We start from the raw sequence: 15026 nt of genomic DNA on the forward strand, positions 1-15026 counted from the left end.
TAGTGATGGGCAGTTTTAAATTTATTCCCAAGAAAATATTATTACTTGGCAGTGGCGAACTTGGAAAAGAATTAGTGGTTGAAGCCAAAAGATTAGGCTTAGAAGTAATAGCTATTGATAAATACGAAAATGCCCCTGCGATGCAATTAGCTGATAATTCTTTTGTCATAGATATGAGTGATAAGGAAATTTTAAAAAAAAAGATAAAAGAACTCAAACCTGATTTTGTAGTTCCCGAAATTGAAGCTCTATCAATTGAAGCTTTAAAGGAATTGGAAGAAGAAGGAATAAATATCGTTCCTAATGCTAGAACTGTTGAAATAACTATGAATAGGGATAAAATAAGAAATCTTGCATCTAAAGAATTAAAGTTAAAAACTGCAAAATTTAGTTATGTTTTTAATGTTGATGAGCTAGAAATAGAATCATCTGAAATTGGCTTCCCTCTTTTGCTGAAACCTCTAATGAGTTCATCAGGAAAAGGTCAAAGTTTAGTTAAAAGGAAAGAAGATCTAATTTTAGCCTGGAACGATGCCTTGAAAAATTCAAGAGGAAAAATAGTTGGTGTAATACTTGAGGAATTTTTAAATTTTGATTATGAATTTACTCTCTTAACTATTAGAAAAGATAGTGGGGAGAATGTATTTTGTGAGCCAATAGGTCATGAACAATACAAAGGAGATTATCAATGTAGCTGGCAACCATTGGACATGAATCAATCCTTGATTAATGAAGCCCGAGAAATGACAACAAAAATATTAAATAATTTAAATGGTTCGGGTATATATGGGGTTGAGTTTTTTGTAAAAGGTAAAGAGGTTATATTTTCAGAATTATCTCCTAGGCCTCATGATACGGGAATGGTCACTTTAGTTAGTCAAAATATAAACGAATTTGAATTGCACTTAAGAGCCTTTTTAAATCTACCCATACCAAATATTTCACTATTAAAGCCATCAGCAACCAGAGTAATAATATCAGATAAAGAATCTAATACTCCTTCATATTCTGGACTAAACGAGGCATTAGAATTAGAGAATACTAAAGTTCTAATATTTGGTAAACCAACGGCAAAGAAAGGAAGGAGAATGGGGGTAGTCCTCTCAACAAATGATGATCTAAATATTGCTCGAGAAAATGCGGACAAGTCAGCACTTAAAATAAAAATTATTTCCTAATTTATAGAATATTAAATAAATATTATAAAAAAACTACTTATTTCCTTCGTTTTTGTTTTCTGTCTTTGTATGTAATATTTGAGTGTATTATTATTTTTTTCTATGATAGAAAACTATAAAGGTTGGGATATAACTTTAACATGGGATGATAAGCATTCTTTTGGGCATAAATCTAGTATTAACGATACTTTTAACCAAAAAGAAAAATGGAAGGGAGTTAATTTAAATGGTAATAGAATTTATGGAGCATCCCTTAAGGAGATAAGACATATTATTGATTATCCAAGGCTACATGATTAATTATTTATAGAAATAATTAATTTTCTTCTTTTTGATTATTATCATCAATTAGTTCATTTGCAAGTTCTCTTAAATCACCTTTAATTGATACCCATGTGAAAGCAGCAATAAAAACAGTAGCTGATATTGCTATTGTAATTGTTTCTAAAGGACCTAATCCTAATGCAATTGCAAACATATAAAAATTAAAATAATAATTTATTATATTCCACATTATTAATTAGTTTTAATTGAGTATTCTTTTGAAACTTAATTTTATTAATCTCGAAACATTATGTATAAATAATCTTTAATATTTTTCTTCTTAAGAGATTTTTTTATATATGGTTTCTTAATAAGAAATATTCAAAAATTATTTGCTAAAATAAAAAATTATGATGCAAAAAAAATGTCCACAATGTAAGAATTTAATCTCAATTACATCTCCTACTTGCCTATTCTGTGGTAGACCTAATAAATTTGTAACTAATAATTACGTAAAGAAAAAGTGGAATAAAGAATATAAAAAAGATCGTTTTAGTAATTTTAAAATAATAATCTCTAAAAAGATATCTTTGCTTTTTATTATTATTGGGATTTTAATAATACTACTTATAAGTTTATATAAATAGAATAATTATTAATTTAAAATTGCATCTATAACTTCTCTTGTATTTGGTGAAAGATTATTTTTTTTAATGTAATCAAGAACTTTAACTATATTTCTTTTATAAGGATTTTCATATTGCCTAAAAGTACTAAATATTTTTAAAAAACGTGAAATTACTATTGGATTTGATTTGTCATATTCTAGAATTTTATCTGCTATGTATTTATAACCTGATCCATCTGTGGAGTGGAATAATGAATTTCTTGTTACGTATGCATTTAATATAGATCTTAAAGTATTGGGTGATTTGGCATCAAAATATTCATTTTTAAATAGAGCTTCAATATTTTTTTGATTATTATTTATCTCAATAGATGCTTTAAAATAGAACCAATTATCTAAGACGACTGGATTGTGTTTCCATTTATTAAAAAAAATATTTGAAATTAATTCTCTTTCCGGACAATTAATCCTTGTGAATACATTCAAAGCAGCTTTTGAAAGAGTCATTGAATTACTATCTATATAACTAATTACTTTATTTTTAATTCCTTCATATTTACTATGTAAAAGTAACCTCCATATTGTTTCTATTAGTTTTCTTTCATCCTTACCCTCAGGCCATATTTTAGTAATGTTTTTATCAATCTCTTTAAGCTTATTCAGTAGTTCTACTTTTAATTTAGTACCAAAAAGATAATTTAAGTCGTCAATAGTTTTATAAATTTTTAATGGATCGACTTTCTTGATCTCTGATTCTATTTCAGAGAAGGTTGGGATACTAAGTATTTCAGATAAGAGAGATAAATTTATACTTTTATTATTCCTTATTATTGATCTTAATGTTGTTATTAATTTATTTTCAATATTGAAATCGGGTTCTTCATATATTCTTTTGCAAATTATTTTTTTATATATACCTTTTATCGTGTCATATATCGTGAAATAATCAGTTTCAAATTCTAGTATTAATAATTTCTCTGCAAATGTAGTATCTGTTTCCCATTTAATGGGAGCTGAGAAATTTCGAAAATAAGAAATTATTGGGCTATCAAATTTGGAGTTGATATTTTCAAAAGTGAATTCTTCTTCCTTTTCTTTTAAGGTAAGTGTCTTATTTATTTTTTCATAACTATTCAAGAATATTGCAATATTAATAGGAATTATTAGAGGTAAATCGTTATAAAGATTTTTTTTATTTGAATTTATTTGCGAGGCTTGTATTTTAAGGATTTGTTTTTCTTTATCCCATTTTCTTTTAAACTTAACTAGTGGAGTCCCATTTTGTTTATACCAAGTTTTAAATTTATCAATATTTATTTCTTTATTATTCTCTAAAATCTTATCAACAAATTGATCAATAGTTGCTGCTTTCCCATCATAAGTAGAAATAAAATTACTAAAACCATTATTAAAGTTTTTATCTTTTACTAATGTTTTAAGCATCCTTATTATTTCTGCTCCTTTTTCGTAGATAGTAGTTGTATAAAAATTGTCTATCTCTAAATATTTTTCAGGTCTCACTGGATGTGATGTTGGACCAGAGTCTTCTCTAAATTGTGCTTTTCTTAAGAATTTTGCATCTTCAAGTCTTTTTATTGAGCGATTATGAAGATCTGCTGTAAATTCCTGATCTCTAAATACTGTTAAACCCTCTTTTAGGGATAATTGAAACCAATCTCTACAAGTTATTCTATTTCCCGTCCAATTATGAAAGTACTCATGAGCGATTACACCTTCTATACGCTCTAGCTCTTCATCAGTCGTAGTCTCTTCATTTGCGAGTATTAATTTAGAGTTGAAAATATTAAGGCTTTTATTTTCCATCGCTCCCATATTGAAATGTCTAATTGCAACAATATTAAATAAAGATAAATCGTATTCAAGATTATATTTTTCTTCGTCCCATTTCATTGACTTCTTTAATGAATTGATTGAATGTTGTACATATTTTTCATCACCTTTTTCCACGTAAATATTTATTTCTACTTTTTTATTAGATTTAGTATTGAAGTTATCTTTTATGCAGTTCAGTTTTCCTGCAACTAAAGCGAAAAGATATGAGGGTTTAGGATATGGATCTTCCCATATTACTTCGTGCCTTCTGTGTTCAAGATCATTCGCTTTTACTAGATTTCCATTAGAGAGTAAAACAGGATAATCCTCCTTATTTGCCTCTATCCTTACTTTGTATTTGCTTAAAATATCAGGCCTATCAGAATGGTAACTTATTCTTCTAAAGCCTTCTGCTTCGCATTGCGTAGTAATAATTCCATTACTTTCATACATTCCTAAAAGTGAAAAATTCTCCTTTGGTTTAATTGTTCCCACAATATTCAAGGTAAAAGTTTCTTTAAGTATGGGTTTAATTAATAATCTATTTTTTTGTATTGAATATTTATTTTCTTCTAATATAGATTCATCTAAATATATCTTTTCAACAAATATATCTATACCATCAAGAATAAGGGAATTTATATTAATATTCTTTTTGATCAATTTTAGTTCGGTTTTAACAATTACTCTTTTGTCTTCAATTATGAAATCCAAAAAAATATTAGGTATTTCATAATCAAAGGATTTATAATCATCCAGTTTTATATATGGATTATTGTTCTTATTGTCTGAAACGTTAAGCATATTTATTTAATTAATCCTCTGAACTAAATAATTTATTAAAAAGTGTTATGTGCATGATAAATAAAAATTATTAGGTTTCTCCTAATTGACATATATGATCTTTGATTACTCCAGATGGAAGTAACTCATACAATATCGGATTTTTATCTTTTACCAATCCCTCTTGATTTATTTCGTATCTCCAATCCCATTTTCTGTCCGTAAATGATAAGTAATCTTTTCTAAGAGAATATGGTAGCATTAGCTTTTTTTTATTCCAATCTATATTAATAAATGCTCCAGGTTCAATTTCAGAGATGGTTTTAACTATTGAGAAATCTCCATTAATATTATTTCTAATTACTAAATCGAGCTTAATATTGTCGCAAAAATAGGACGTGTTTAGTGCAAATAGACAAATTGTGGAAAAAAATAACGAATAAATTTTAGATAACCCTTATCTTTTTCTATTTTATTAGTTTACAAGCACTAACGATATAGTTATAAATTTTCTTTATTAAAAATATCTAAATTTTTACAGAATCCATAGTTTTTAAATTTACCAAATTACATTTTACTTCTTCTGCATATTCCTGAACTGATATAAATCTGTTTAAAAGGCCTGTATATTTTGCTTCTCCTCCAGCAGTACTTGAAAGTACATATTTTGGATTAAAAGTATTTATTAATTTTGGAAGTATATCTGCGCCTTTTACAAAAGATCCAACCATTGGAAGTTCAAGGTTAATTATGGGTGTTATGACAGCATCAATTTCTTGTGATTTAATGCTTTCATCAAGATAACCATGTGGTTCGATGTAGAAACCTTTTCCTTTTTCGTCTTTTACAATGTATCCATTTTCTATTTGTGGTACGGGTGCACCAGCAGTAGCTTCTATTTCTAGACCCTTTTCTTTAATTTTTTCGGACGGTTTGAGAACTTTGATCGATGTAAAACCTAATTTTTCAAGAATTACTTTTGCACTATTGGGGCAGATGATATCAATATTTTTTTTAAACTTTTTTAATGAAGGAACATGGCAATGATCAGGTAAACCTTGAGTTAAGAGGATTATATTAATGTCTTCCTCAATTAAAATTTCATTGTCTAGTGAACCTTTGAAAAACCATTCTCCAGGAGGGAATACTAAATCACCAGTAAGCCAGGGATCTATTATTAAGTTGGTTTTATCAAATTTGATTAACCAACCATTTGAACCTAAATATTTGGCTTCAAAAGTCATTATTAGTAAGTAGTCTAAATAGACTATAAATTAGATTTATAAAAATTGAGAAAAGAATTTTTATGGAGTTTGCATATCTATTAGTTCTGACAGGAAATGTTTTCGGTTTATTTTTTATTTAATGGTTTTCAAAAAATTTATTAATGTTTAGCTTCATTTAAAATTTGAAATGATTTCTTTTTGAGATTAAATATAAGTACTTGATTTTCTTTTGATTTATTTTTTAAATTTTTTTCTTTTAACGATTGAATAGGAATTAATGCTAATCCTCCAGTCCCTGAAAATATAATTGGCATGGTTACATTTTTATCGCCATTCATTTTTTGTAAATCTATAGCTTGTGAAACAATATTTTTAGCTCTTTCAAATCCATGATGTTCTATCAATTCAGACCATAACGAATTTACTGACTCATATTTTGAAAATTCAATTTGTATACTTTTCATTAAAAATTTAAGGAAAACTAAATTTTTTAGTGAGATTATTTATTTAATTTCTATTTTTAAACCCATCCATCACTAATTGCAACATATCAATAACGTCCCCATCAGTTAAATCAAGATCTTTTTTTAAATCATTGCATGTTAAATTCATCTCTAGTGCTGCTTCTGCCATATGATTTATTTTCTCATCTTTACCACCTAAAGAAATAAATGGATTGAAGTTTTCTATCATTATTTTTTTATATTACTTATACTTTCTAGCTAAGAAATAATAAATTATCTTCTAATCACAAATAAGCTTAAAAATATGTCATTTATTAATTTGGAGTGAATCATTTTTTCAAACCAAAGAAGTTGGTACACCTTTTGCAATCAAGGCTAATCTCCTCGCTCTTACAAGGAAGGGAAACAATAAATTTGTTCTTTTGTCTGATTTAAAGATATTTGATAAGAGCTTTAAAAGTTTGCCAGATGGATTATTTATTTGATTACATATTTTATTTATTGCTTCAGCTCCATGAAATATATCATCACCCTTAAGAAGAATTGCTCCTCTATCTATGTCATAACCTTTCTCTAAAAGAGATTTAATTATTTTTGGATTTTTTCTACCATCTAGAATAGAAATTTTATTTATTTTACTTTTAAGTTCTAAAAGTTCTGCGAAATGATTACAAAAAGGACATTCTCCATCATATATAAAAGTTAAATTTGCATTCATAACGTTTTATTTTCAATAATTTGATTTTAAGTGAAAAAATAGTGACCTGTAGTGCATCAAAGACTCACAATTAAAGTATTTAATTTTCAATTATTTATGTAGCTACTAAACCGTCTCTCGATCGAATCTCCTTTGAATTACAAAGAAATGTCTCAATTTAGGTATAATCCCTGCAATAATTCTGTATGCTATCTCCGAGATAATTGTATTTAAAAATCTATGAATTTATTAGCTTCATTCGCCATAGGCGGTTTTAATCCTTGGGCAGCAGGTGTTGGGATTGGTTCTCTAGTTCTCTTTGGGCTTGTTGGTTTAGTTGCAGGACCAAATCTCAGCAAATTTGATACTGAGGAATAAATAATTAATAGTTTTTTAAATAAAATTCCAAAAGACTCTTTTTGAGTCTTTTTTTTTAGCAGTTTTTGGAAATTTTTTTTAGAGTGGTTAATATAAAAAAATTTAAATGTTATTAAACCCTTTTGCTCCTCTAGCTTTCATAAAAATTACTTCTCTCAAAGCTACTACATTTTTTCTACTAGTTCTCCTAATAAAGTCTAATTTACTTAGATTAAAAGGTGGTTTGATAGGTGGCCTCTTCGCATTGATACTCATTTCAGGAATATTAGCCTCTACATCTATTGCTCTAGGTTCACTAATTTATGCTTATAGAGTCAAAAACAAAACACAAGAAGACAACACCGTACAAGATCTTGAGACAGTGAACATATAATTTTTATCAAATTGATAAATAAATAATGTTATTAGAAAGGTGTTCCGGGTACAAAATGTAATACTAAAAATCCAAATCCAGCAGCGAAAACTATTGAAACTGCGATAATCAGAAGGCCAGAAGCCATGCCACCTTGTTCAAATGCCATAAATTTTAGTTATTTTTACAAATATAATTCAAATATAAGATAAAAGTAATTGTGTATATTACTCATATCAGCCGAATTTGTTATTTATTGTATAAAGGAGCAAAAATATAGAAGATAATGAAACAATAGTTCCGAAAATTATTAACGGTTTTGATTTTTCACTAGCCTCTTTTTTAGGAAGTTTATTTGATAAAGATGTATTTTTATCTTTATTAATAATATTTGAAAAAGGTTTTTTCACATCCAAAAATAAATTTAATAGGTTATTGGTTCATTGATTTAAATAAGTCTTTGTGGTAGTCGACAATATTTTGACAACTGGTCACAGGTGTAAATTCCATATGAATTCCAAATTTAGCTCTCCAAGGAGCAAAATGTTCAAAAACTTCCTTGTCACTCAAAGCTTTACACAAACAAACTACCCTTCCTTCTCCAGGAGCATGAACTCTAAACAGCATTTCAAATTTATCAGTTTTGTCAGCTTTGGCCATTTCACCATTTTCCCATGCTTCTACAAATAATTTATAGGCCTTAACCTGATTATCAATATCTGGAAATTGACAATCAGCAAGATACATTTGCATTAGATTCTTTATAATTTGATTTTATTATCTGTCAAAAACAAACTAATTTCTTGCACTGTTTTAATTTGAACATCATATAAGAATTTTTTTACGGGATGAAATGAGACGCTAATATTTCTAGAAATTTTCCAATATCTTTTTTATATAAACTGTCAGTAATTTTTAGAGAGAATAGTTCATTTTCGTTCAATTCATCCTTTTTATTATCAAAATTAACATTTCCTTTAAACGTAATGTTTTGCATGAAAAAAATAATTTATTACTATTTAAAATTTAAGCAATTTATCTGAAATAGCAATTTTCTTTACATAATGTGTTTTCTCTTTAGCCCTATTATCTATATAACCTTATCTATGAGATAAAAAATTGTATTTAATATACTTAAGACTACGGTAATAAAGGATGCTAGAACAGGCAATAGATTAAACCATAATTGGGATGTTTTCATTGCTGAATCTATTGGTAAGAACTTTTCACTCCTTTTTATCCTTATTTGTAACCAAAATATTGATAATGGATAAATTACCTTTGCGAAGGTAATAAATATAGAAAATAAATATCCTTTTTTTGAATAGAGTATGTAACCTGAAAATAAATATAAAAACCAAATAAGAGATCTTTGCAATAATAATAATTTTTTGCTTCTGCTACTCATTTTTTTATTTAAGCAATTAAAAATTTTTTATCATCTTATATCTTTCAAATGTTATATTCTTGATAATTATTTTTTCTTTACGAATTATTTTCCAGCTATTTTTTAGAAATAATTTATAACTAATTAAGCTTGCCTCTGTTGTTAAGCAAGGTAAACCCTCTTTTATTGCTTCCTTTTCTATTTTTTGAAGTAACTTTGTCCCATAACCTTTCCTTTGTGAATCTCCTCTGCAATATAAAAGGGAAATTCTTTTATTTGGATATCTTGAGGCAAAAGCAATTATCTTCTCTCTTTCATTAATAAGCCATCCTTTACCTTCCTTTAAGGATAAATTAAAATATTTATTATCCCAGGCTTGACTTGCCCAAGCTCTTTTTTGTTCTGAAGTATAAATTTTCTCATCTATAGAAATTATTGAATCAAAATATATTTTTTTTAAATCAAGTTGATCTTTTTGGGTAATTTGTTTTAAATTCATTGAGTTGAGTTCAAATTGTAATGTCAAATAAAAATATTGTGGCAATTGGAGGTGGAGGTTTTGGAAGGTCCTTAGGTGAACTTAAGATAGAGAAATATATTACGTCATTAGTTAAAAAGGAAAGACCTAAAATCTGCTTTATTCCTACTGCATCAGGAGATAATGATTCATATAAATTAAATTTTTATAGAGCTTTTTCAAAATTAAATTGTATAACTAGTCATCTTGATTTCTTTTCAAGAACAGAAAACTTGGAAAAAAAAATTCTATCCCAAGATATTATTTATGTTGGTGGAGGAAATACAAAAAGTATGTTGGCGGTTTGGAAAGAATGGGATCTGCATAATATTCTGAAAATTGCTTATGAAAAAGGCATAATAATGAGTGGTGTCAGTGCCGGCGCGATATGCTGGTTTGATCAAGGAATTACAGACTCTTTCTCTGATAAATTAGAGATAATAAATTGTTTGGGAATAATAAAGGGTATAGCATGCCCTCATTATGATGAGGAAAAAGAAAGAGAACCTTTCGTTAAAAAAATAATTAAAAACCAAAGAATTGATTCTTGTATTTGTATAGAAGGCAATTGTGCCTTGCATATTAAAAATGATTTTAATTATGTATCAATTAATTTTGGAAATAAAAAGAAGTGTATAAATATATCTAGCGAAAATAATGAATTAATTAAAGAATATTTTAAAAATTATGATTGTATATAAAAAGTTATATATCTTCGTTTTTTGCTATTGATACTAATTCCAGACCCTTATATTTTATAAAAGAAGCTGTCCATATTTCTTTTGATAGATTACCTAAATATTTTAAAAATTGTGTTGTATCGCCGTCTCTTATCCATTCAGATTTTATAAATGGAAGTTCTTTCTGCATTCTTTTTGGATGCATATGAACTAATAGTAGGCCTTTATCTTCGGATACTCTTTTTAAAGCTCCTTCATCACTTCTTTGGAAAACTCTTAAAAGAAGATTTAGAATTACTTCTTCCCCAAGTTTATTTAAATTACCTTCTTCTTCAAGTTTTTCTTTAATCTCTTTTCCACCTAAAGGCATAGCCCTGACATTATTTTGCTCTATTAATGCAATTGCAATTAGATAATCCTGACTTGCCATATTTTTTTTGTAATCTTGTTTAGATTATTCTAACCCCTCGACCTCTTCATATATTTCATTTAATAAGAATAATTGTATTAATAAAAATACAAAATTATAAGGTAATTTTTTGTAAGTACTTCCAATCTTTATTTTCCACAAAATATAATTATTTTTATAATGTGTTAAATGTTTTTACTTATGAGAAATTCATTTTTATTATTATCAGGATTAGTTTTAGGTTTATGGACCTCTTGGCCAGGGATAGTTATACCTAACAATTGGAAATGCTTTAAAGATATAATTGAAAAATCTTCCAAAGAACAAATCTCTTTTAAGGCTGCTTTAGCTGTTTCTCCAAATTACATATTAAAAGGTAATAGAATAAATAATAATTCAAAAATGAGAGTTGTCTTTGACGCATGCTTTCGTTAACTCTTTTTACTTATAAATTTTTTATAATTGAAATATGTTAAATGATTTAAGATTCGAATTATCTTTTAAAAATACTTTTCAATTAGAAAATAAACTTAATTTTTGCATATCCAACAATATTAATAAAATCAATATCCCATGCAAAGGAGTAATAAAAAAAGATTTCCTAAATGAGACTATAAAATATATTGGTGAAAACTATAAAAATTTAGATGTCACATATCATTATAGTCTTTATCATCAATATGCAAAGAATAGAGAATATTCATATTTAGAGTTTTTAAATTTTATTAAAAAATGTAAGTTTTATAAAAATAAGGAAATTTTACTAGTTTCAGGATCTAATAAGAAAAAAAACTTTGAAGTATTAGATGTATTGAAAGATTTTAAAAATGAAAAAAATTTAAATTTTAATATTGGAGTTGCTTATAACCCTTACTTGAAAAATCATTACAATATTTGTGGAGAAAGAGAAAGAATAAAAAAGAAATTTTCTTGTAGATTAACTAAATCAATCTGGCTTCAATTTGGAACTGATATTAAATTACTTGAAAAAGAAATTAATTTTTTAAATGATTCTGTTCTGAATAATACATCTCATAGTAAAGATAAAAATGTGAAAATTTTCGGAAGCTTATTAATTCCATCAAAGGAATTTATTTCACGATTTAAATTTCGTCCATGGAAAGGGGTTTTTATTTCAGAGAAGTATCTTAATTCTCTAGATGATTTTTACGCATTTACAAAAGATTTAATTGAAATCTATCTTGATAACAATATTTGTCCAATAATTGAAACTGAATGTTCTTCAATAAAAAAATTACAAGATATTCATTCTTTAATGAAAAAATAACGACATAATAATTATGATTAATGATACTTTTTATGATATTGCGATTATTGGTGGGGGCATATCTTCATGTGTTTTTTCATCGTTTCATCTGAAAAATGGCTACCAAGGTAGAATTGCGATAATAGAAAATGGTAGAAATCTTGGAGGACGTTCTAGTACAAGAAACAGTATTAGTAATAGTGGGTGGCAACTCAATCATGGTTCCCCTAATTTCAATATTTGTAACAGTAATAATAATCAGTTGTTGAAAGCTTTCATTCAGGAATTATTAGATTCAAAAATTATCCAATCAGATCCTTCTGATTTAATTGAATTATATGAAGATCCTAGAGATCAAAAAAAAATAATCTGCGATTTTCATAGTTGCAAAAATTATACCTCAAGCTCTTATATGACTGATTTATCAAGAAATATAATTAATCATAATAATTTGAAAAATCAAGTTGATTTTTTCTTTAAAACTTTAATAGTCAAATTAAAATATGAAAATAATTGTTGGATTTTAACCTCAAAAAATGGCTATAAATTTAAGGCGAAATTTCTTGTATGTTCAAGTAATTTAATTTTACATAAAAGATCTTTAGATATTTTGAAGATAAATCAAATACCATTGAGGGAAGCTATTCCAATAAATAATGATAAAAAAATTGATACAATTTTAAATCTTCTTAATAAGCAAGAATATGTTCAAAGATTAACTTTTTTGATTTATACAAAATCCAATTATAGTTATAAAGATAACTATAAGAATAGATTTAGGTATTTCCTTTTAAATAATCCTCTAGAAGAAAAATTTAAATTTGAAAGAATTATATTTCAAAAACAAATTAATAATCAAATAGGAATTGTCCTACATACTAGAAATAAAAAATTTATAACTGAATATTTTCAATGCAATAATAAAAAGAAATTTAAAAATATCTTATTAGATAAATTCAATCAAATATTCGATGAAAATTCTTATATAAATAAACTAATAGATTATCAGGATATTTCTATAATGATATGGAGAGCATCTCAACCATCTGGTTTAGGGATACCTGAAAATTTGCAAGTTTGTGACAAATATAATATAGCTTTTTGTGGCGATTGGTTCGATTTAGAAGGGTTTGGTAGGATTGAAGGTGCAATGTTGAGTGCTTTAAAATTGTCTTATAAGATTAGTTCACTATATTAATTATTTTTTTTAATATAAGATCTATATCACTTTTCTTCCTAATGACAATTGTGTTGAAATAATTTCTTGAATTACATTTTTTTTTATTTTTATGAAATAATTCCCATGCTTTTATAAAGTCTCTTCTTGCAAGATCTTTACTTTTCCCTCTTTCCAAAAAATCTCTTTTAATTACTCTATTCAAACAAGTTTGTTTATTAGCTTTTAATTTAATTAAAAGGCAATTTTCTTTTGAAAGAGTTTTTAATATTTCTTGTCCAAATATTCCTTCTATAATAAGAAATCTTATATTTTTAGTATTTTTATATACTTTTTTTATAGATTTAATTTTGAAATTATATTCATAATAGAAATCAGAAAATCCGTTTTTTACAATAAATTCTAGATCTCTTTTAAATAATCCATAGTTGAAGCTTATTTTTCTGTCAAAATACGAAGTTAATGTTCGTGATAATATTTGACTTAATATACCTGTTCTATAGTAATTATCTGTATTTAATATTATTCCATTTTTAATTTTTTTTAAAATCCTTTTGGATAGTGTAGTTTTTCCGCTCCCAGATGGTCCACTAATAACTATTAATTGCATATTCAAAAATCAGTTGAATAAGATTGAAGAAATGTATCTCATAATAGTTAAGTAAAAAAAAAATAATAAGTCAATTTATTTTTTAATTTTGGTATGGTTTTAGCGTAATAATATGATTGAAATCGTTTTTATCTTAGAAATTAAATTTCGGATTTATTTTTAGTAAAGTACGGATATGTAAAATTAATTCAAAGGATTTTTTATTAACTTAAATTATAAAAAATACCTAATTTTCAATTAAATATCTAATTTGAATTATTAAACTGCAAAAAATAAATTTATTATTTCATTCTTGGATTAGATCAATTAATTAAATATGAACTTTAAAAATATTTATATAGTTCCCCATTTAATTTTTAACTTGCATCATAAATAAATATATGACTTAATATAGATGTAAATAAAAATTAATTTCTATCATTTCTTTTTAAAATTATCATTGATTGTTTGAAAAAATTAATTTATTTTTTATTGAAATGTAGAATTTATTAAATTATCTAATTTTTGAATAAATGATTACTAAATTTTTAAGTAAGTTAAAATCAATCCTATTTAATAGCGAGACCTCTACAGAAATACCTTTACCTAAGAAAACTGTCTCAAAAACCAAGAGGAAGTCTGTAAAGTCTTCTAAGGCCTCTAAATCCAAAACAAAGAAAGATGATTCGAAAAAAATAATAGAATCCTTTAAAGCTATTCCTGGTGTAGGAGCTAAGAGTGCAGAAGCATTTTATAAGGCTGGTTTTAAAACTCCAAAGTCAATTACTTCTGCAAAAGATGAAGTTCTTCTTGCTGTTCCTGGAGTTGGAATCAATCTTGTTAAGAAACTAAAGAATATTAATTAATAAAATATCAACATTAATGTTTATATTGATTAACTATTGAATTTTATAATAGTTAATCAAGGAATTTTCTAATTTTTCTTAATATTCAATTATAAATTTCCAGCATTTAAATAATTAAAAATAATTGTAATCCTATAAATTATCTTCTTCTTGCTTTTCTTCTTTGTTGTAATTTTCTCTTATATTTTTCAATAGGAGTTTCATGATGTCTTAATCTCTTTAAATCAGCAAATATCCCTGATTTTGAGACTTGCCTTTTAAATCTTCTAAGGGCAGATTCTATTCCCTCATTTTCTCCAACAGTAACTTGAGTCAAAATTTACCAAATAAA

At 26.0% G+C, this 15026-nt stretch carries 23 protein-coding genes; 9 read left to right on the plus strand and 14 right to left on the minus strand.

Going from position 1 to position 15026, the window contains the following annotated elements; all coding sequences use genetic code 11:
- Window positions 1–5: 5 nt before the first annotated feature.
- On the plus strand, window positions 6–1178 hold the full coding sequence (gene purT, locus ACTF45_RS05470; RefSeq protein ID WP_438949505.1) for a formate-dependent phosphoribosylglycinamide formyltransferase: 1173 nt from the start codon (window positions 6–8) through the stop codon (window positions 1176–1178).
- A gap of 102 nt (window positions 1179–1280) precedes the next feature.
- A complete protein-coding gene (locus tag ACTF45_RS05475) occupies window positions 1281–1478 on the plus strand; it encodes a hypothetical protein (protein WP_288347006.1) in 198 nt (65 codons plus the stop codon).
- Between the two features lie 16 nt (window positions 1479–1494).
- Here the strand turns inward: ACTF45_RS05475 and ACTF45_RS05480 are convergent, their stop codons facing one another.
- The 7 genes from ACTF45_RS05480 to ACTF45_RS05510 form a co-directional block, all read right to left on the minus strand.
- A complete protein-coding gene (locus tag ACTF45_RS05480; protein ID WP_288347007.1) occupies window positions 1495–1656 on the minus strand; it encodes a photosystem II reaction centre N prot in 162 nt (53 codons plus the stop codon).
- 441 nt (window positions 1657–2097) lie between these two features.
- Entirely contained in the window at window positions 2098–4707 is a 2610-nt protein-coding gene (gene pepN, locus ACTF45_RS05485; protein ID WP_288347008.1) for an aminopeptidase N, read from the minus strand.
- A gap of 70 nt (window positions 4708–4777) precedes the next feature.
- Window positions 4778–4948: a hypothetical protein gene (locus ACTF45_RS05490; protein WP_288347009.1), complete on the minus strand. Its 171-nt coding sequence runs from the start codon at window positions 4946–4948 to the stop codon at window positions 4778–4780.
- Window positions 4949–5213: 265 nt separating this feature from the next.
- Window positions 5214–5930 (minus strand): MBL fold metallo-hydrolase, encoded by a 717-nt coding sequence (locus ACTF45_RS05495; protein ID WP_438949506.1) that lies wholly within the window; start codon window positions 5928–5930, stop codon window positions 5214–5216.
- A 140-nt stretch (window positions 5931–6070) separates the two neighbouring features.
- Entirely contained in the window at window positions 6071–6376 is a 306-nt protein-coding gene (locus ACTF45_RS05500; protein ID WP_438949507.1) for a hypothetical protein, read from the minus strand.
- Between the two features lie 43 nt (window positions 6377–6419).
- Window positions 6420–6605 carry a hypothetical protein gene (locus ACTF45_RS05505; protein WP_288347012.1) on the minus strand — a complete coding sequence of 62 codons (186 nt, stop codon included), beginning with the start codon at window positions 6603–6605 and terminating at the stop codon, window positions 6420–6422.
- A gap of 108 nt (window positions 6606–6713) precedes the next feature.
- Window positions 6714–7094, minus strand: a complete 381-nt coding sequence (locus tag ACTF45_RS05510) for a DCC1-like thiol-disulfide oxidoreductase family protein (RefSeq protein ID WP_438949508.1) — start codon at window positions 7092–7094, stop codon at window positions 6714–6716.
- A 219-nt stretch (window positions 7095–7313) separates the two neighbouring features.
- Between ACTF45_RS05510 and ACTF45_RS05515 the strand changes: the two genes are divergently transcribed.
- The gene (locus ACTF45_RS05515) at window positions 7314–7451 is read left to right on the plus strand and encodes a hypothetical protein (protein ID WP_288347014.1); all 138 of its coding nucleotides are present in this window, start codon (window positions 7314–7316) and stop codon (window positions 7449–7451) included.
- A gap of 106 nt (window positions 7452–7557) precedes the next feature.
- On the plus strand, window positions 7558–7824 hold the full coding sequence (locus tag ACTF45_RS05520) for a hypothetical protein (protein ID WP_288347016.1): 267 nt from the start codon (window positions 7558–7560) through the stop codon (window positions 7822–7824).
- 215 nt (window positions 7825–8039) lie between these two features.
- Here ACTF45_RS05520 and ACTF45_RS05525 read toward each other — a convergent pair whose 3' ends face one another.
- The 4 genes from ACTF45_RS05525 to ACTF45_RS05540 all read right to left on the minus strand — a co-directional run bounded on the left by ACTF45_RS05525 (window position 8040) and on the right by ACTF45_RS05540 (window position 9689).
- Complete coding sequence (locus ACTF45_RS05525) at window positions 8040–8213, minus strand: hypothetical protein (protein WP_288347018.1); 174 nt, start codon at window positions 8211–8213, stop codon at window positions 8040–8042.
- Window positions 8214–8235: 22 nt separating this feature from the next.
- Window positions 8236–8556, minus strand: a complete 321-nt coding sequence (locus ACTF45_RS05530) for a DUF3303 domain-containing protein (protein WP_288347019.1) — start codon at window positions 8554–8556, stop codon at window positions 8236–8238.
- Between the two features lie 88 nt (window positions 8557–8644).
- Entirely contained in the window at window positions 8645–8800 is a 156-nt protein-coding gene (locus ACTF45_RS05535; RefSeq protein ID WP_288347020.1) for a hypothetical protein, read from the minus strand.
- 427 nt (window positions 8801–9227) lie between these two features.
- The gene (locus ACTF45_RS05540; RefSeq protein WP_288347022.1) at window positions 9228–9689 is read right to left on the minus strand and encodes a GNAT family N-acetyltransferase; all 462 of its coding nucleotides are present in this window, start codon (window positions 9687–9689) and stop codon (window positions 9228–9230) included.
- Window positions 9690–9709: 20 nt separating this feature from the next.
- Between ACTF45_RS05540 and ACTF45_RS05545 the strand changes: the two genes are divergently transcribed.
- The gene (locus ACTF45_RS05545) at window positions 9710–10408 is read left to right on the plus strand and encodes a peptidase E (protein WP_438949509.1); all 699 of its coding nucleotides are present in this window, start codon (window positions 9710–9712) and stop codon (window positions 10406–10408) included.
- 4 nt (window positions 10409–10412) lie between these two features.
- Here ACTF45_RS05545 and ACTF45_RS05550 read toward each other — a convergent pair whose 3' ends face one another.
- On the minus strand, window positions 10413–10817 hold the full coding sequence (locus ACTF45_RS05550) for a hypothetical protein (RefSeq protein ID WP_438949510.1): 405 nt from the start codon (window positions 10815–10817) through the stop codon (window positions 10413–10415).
- A gap of 180 nt (window positions 10818–10997) precedes the next feature.
- On the opposite strand from ACTF45_RS05550, the gene ACTF45_RS05555 reads away from it, so the two are divergent.
- Genes ACTF45_RS05555 through ACTF45_RS05565 form a run of 3 tightly spaced genes read left to right on the plus strand, consistent with a single transcriptional unit; the run spans window position 10998 to window position 13261 of the window.
- Window positions 10998–11231, plus strand: coding sequence for a hypothetical protein (locus ACTF45_RS05555; protein WP_288347025.1), 234 nt, complete (start codon window positions 10998–11000; stop codon window positions 11229–11231).
- 34 nt (window positions 11232–11265) lie between these two features.
- The gene (locus tag ACTF45_RS05560) at window positions 11266–12084 is read left to right on the plus strand and encodes a hypothetical protein (protein WP_438949511.1); all 819 of its coding nucleotides are present in this window, start codon (window positions 11266–11268) and stop codon (window positions 12082–12084) included.
- Between the two features lie 13 nt (window positions 12085–12097).
- Window positions 12098–13261, plus strand: coding sequence for an NAD(P)-binding protein (locus ACTF45_RS05565; protein WP_438949512.1), 1164 nt, complete (start codon window positions 12098–12100; stop codon window positions 13259–13261).
- Here the strand turns inward: ACTF45_RS05565 and ACTF45_RS05570 are convergent.
- Window positions 13245–13850, minus strand: a complete 606-nt coding sequence (locus tag ACTF45_RS05570) for a uridine kinase family protein (RefSeq protein WP_438949513.1) — start codon at window positions 13848–13850, stop codon at window positions 13245–13247. The two genes, ACTF45_RS05565 and ACTF45_RS05570, sit on opposite strands and share 17 nt — an antisense overlap.
- Window positions 13851–14362: 512 nt before the next feature.
- Between ACTF45_RS05570 and ACTF45_RS05575 the strand changes: the two genes are divergently transcribed.
- A complete protein-coding gene (locus ACTF45_RS05575) occupies window positions 14363–14695 on the plus strand; it encodes a helix-hairpin-helix domain-containing protein (protein WP_438949514.1) in 333 nt (110 codons plus the stop codon).
- Window positions 14696–14834: 139 nt separating this feature from the next.
- On the opposite strand, the gene rpsU is transcribed toward ACTF45_RS05575, so the two are convergent.
- The gene (gene rpsU, locus ACTF45_RS05580) at window positions 14835–15011 is read right to left on the minus strand and encodes a 30S ribosomal protein S21 (RefSeq protein ID WP_002806486.1); all 177 of its coding nucleotides are present in this window, start codon (window positions 15009–15011) and stop codon (window positions 14835–14837) included.
- Window positions 15012–15026: the final 15 nt, after the last annotated feature.

It is taken from the genome of Prochlorococcus sp. (assembly GCF_965655815.1).
GTDB classification, from domain to species: Bacteria; Cyanobacteriota; Cyanobacteriia; order PCC-6307; family Cyanobiaceae; genus Prochlorococcus_A; species Prochlorococcus_A pastoris.

What these genes read in the sequence shown, in the direction of transcription:
- purT (WP_438949505.1), top strand. Translation starts at nt 6, where the DNA reads ATGGGCAGTTTTAAATTTATTCCCAAGAAAATATTATTACTTGGCAGT.
- ACTF45_RS05475 (WP_288347006.1), top strand. Translation starts at nt 1,281, where the DNA reads ATGATAGAAAACTATAAAGGTTGGGATATAACTTTAACATGGGATGAT.
- ACTF45_RS05480 (WP_288347007.1), bottom strand. Translation starts at nt 1,656, where the DNA reads ATGTTTGCAATTGCATTAGGATTAGGTCCTTTAGAAACAATTACAATA.
- pepN (WP_288347008.1), bottom strand. Translation starts at nt 4,707, where the DNA reads ATGCTTAACGTTTCAGACAATAAGAACAATAATCCATATATAAAACTG.
- ACTF45_RS05490 (WP_288347009.1), bottom strand. Translation starts at nt 4,948, where the DNA reads ATGCTACCATATTCTCTTAGAAAAGATTACTTATCATTTACGGACAGA.
- ACTF45_RS05495 (WP_438949506.1), bottom strand. Translation starts at nt 5,930, where the DNA reads ATGACTTTTGAAGCCAAATATTTAGGTTCAAATGGTTGGTTAATCAAA.
- ACTF45_RS05500 (WP_438949507.1), bottom strand. Translation starts at nt 6,376, where the DNA reads ATGAAAAGTATACAAATTGAATTTTCAAAATATGAGTCAGTAAATTCG.
- ACTF45_RS05505 (WP_288347012.1), bottom strand. Translation starts at nt 6,605, where the DNA reads ATGATAGAAAACTTCAATCCATTTATTTCTTTAGGTGGTAAAGATGAG.
- ACTF45_RS05510 (WP_438949508.1), bottom strand. Translation starts at nt 7,094, where the DNA reads ATGAATGCAAATTTAACTTTTATATATGATGGAGAATGTCCTTTTTGT.
- ACTF45_RS05515 (WP_288347014.1), top strand. Translation starts at nt 7,314, where the DNA reads ATGAATTTATTAGCTTCATTCGCCATAGGCGGTTTTAATCCTTGGGCA.
- ACTF45_RS05520 (WP_288347016.1), top strand. Translation starts at nt 7,558, where the DNA reads ATGTTATTAAACCCTTTTGCTCCTCTAGCTTTCATAAAAATTACTTCT.
- ACTF45_RS05530 (WP_288347019.1), bottom strand. Translation starts at nt 8,556, where the DNA reads ATGCAAATGTATCTTGCTGATTGTCAATTTCCAGATATTGATAATCAG.
- ACTF45_RS05535 (WP_288347020.1), bottom strand. Translation starts at nt 8,800, where the DNA reads ATGCAAAACATTACGTTTAAAGGAAATGTTAATTTTGATAATAAAAAG.
- ACTF45_RS05540 (WP_288347022.1), bottom strand. Translation starts at nt 9,689, where the DNA reads ATGAATTTAAAACAAATTACCCAAAAAGATCAACTTGATTTAAAAAAA.
- ACTF45_RS05545 (WP_438949509.1), top strand. Translation starts at nt 9,710, where the DNA reads ATGTCAAATAAAAATATTGTGGCAATTGGAGGTGGAGGTTTTGGAAGG.
- ACTF45_RS05550 (WP_438949510.1), bottom strand. Translation starts at nt 10,817, where the DNA reads ATGGCAAGTCAGGATTATCTAATTGCAATTGCATTAATAGAGCAAAAT.
- ACTF45_RS05555 (WP_288347025.1), top strand. Translation starts at nt 10,998, where the DNA reads ATGAGAAATTCATTTTTATTATTATCAGGATTAGTTTTAGGTTTATGG.
- ACTF45_RS05560 (WP_438949511.1), top strand. Translation starts at nt 11,266, where the DNA reads ATGTTAAATGATTTAAGATTCGAATTATCTTTTAAAAATACTTTTCAA.
- ACTF45_RS05565 (WP_438949512.1), top strand. Translation starts at nt 12,098, where the DNA reads ATGATTAATGATACTTTTTATGATATTGCGATTATTGGTGGGGGCATA.
- ACTF45_RS05570 (WP_438949513.1), bottom strand. Translation starts at nt 13,850, where the DNA reads ATGCAATTAATAGTTATTAGTGGACCATCTGGGAGCGGAAAAACTACA.
- ACTF45_RS05575 (WP_438949514.1), top strand. Translation starts at nt 14,363, where the DNA reads ATGATTACTAAATTTTTAAGTAAGTTAAAATCAATCCTATTTAATAGC.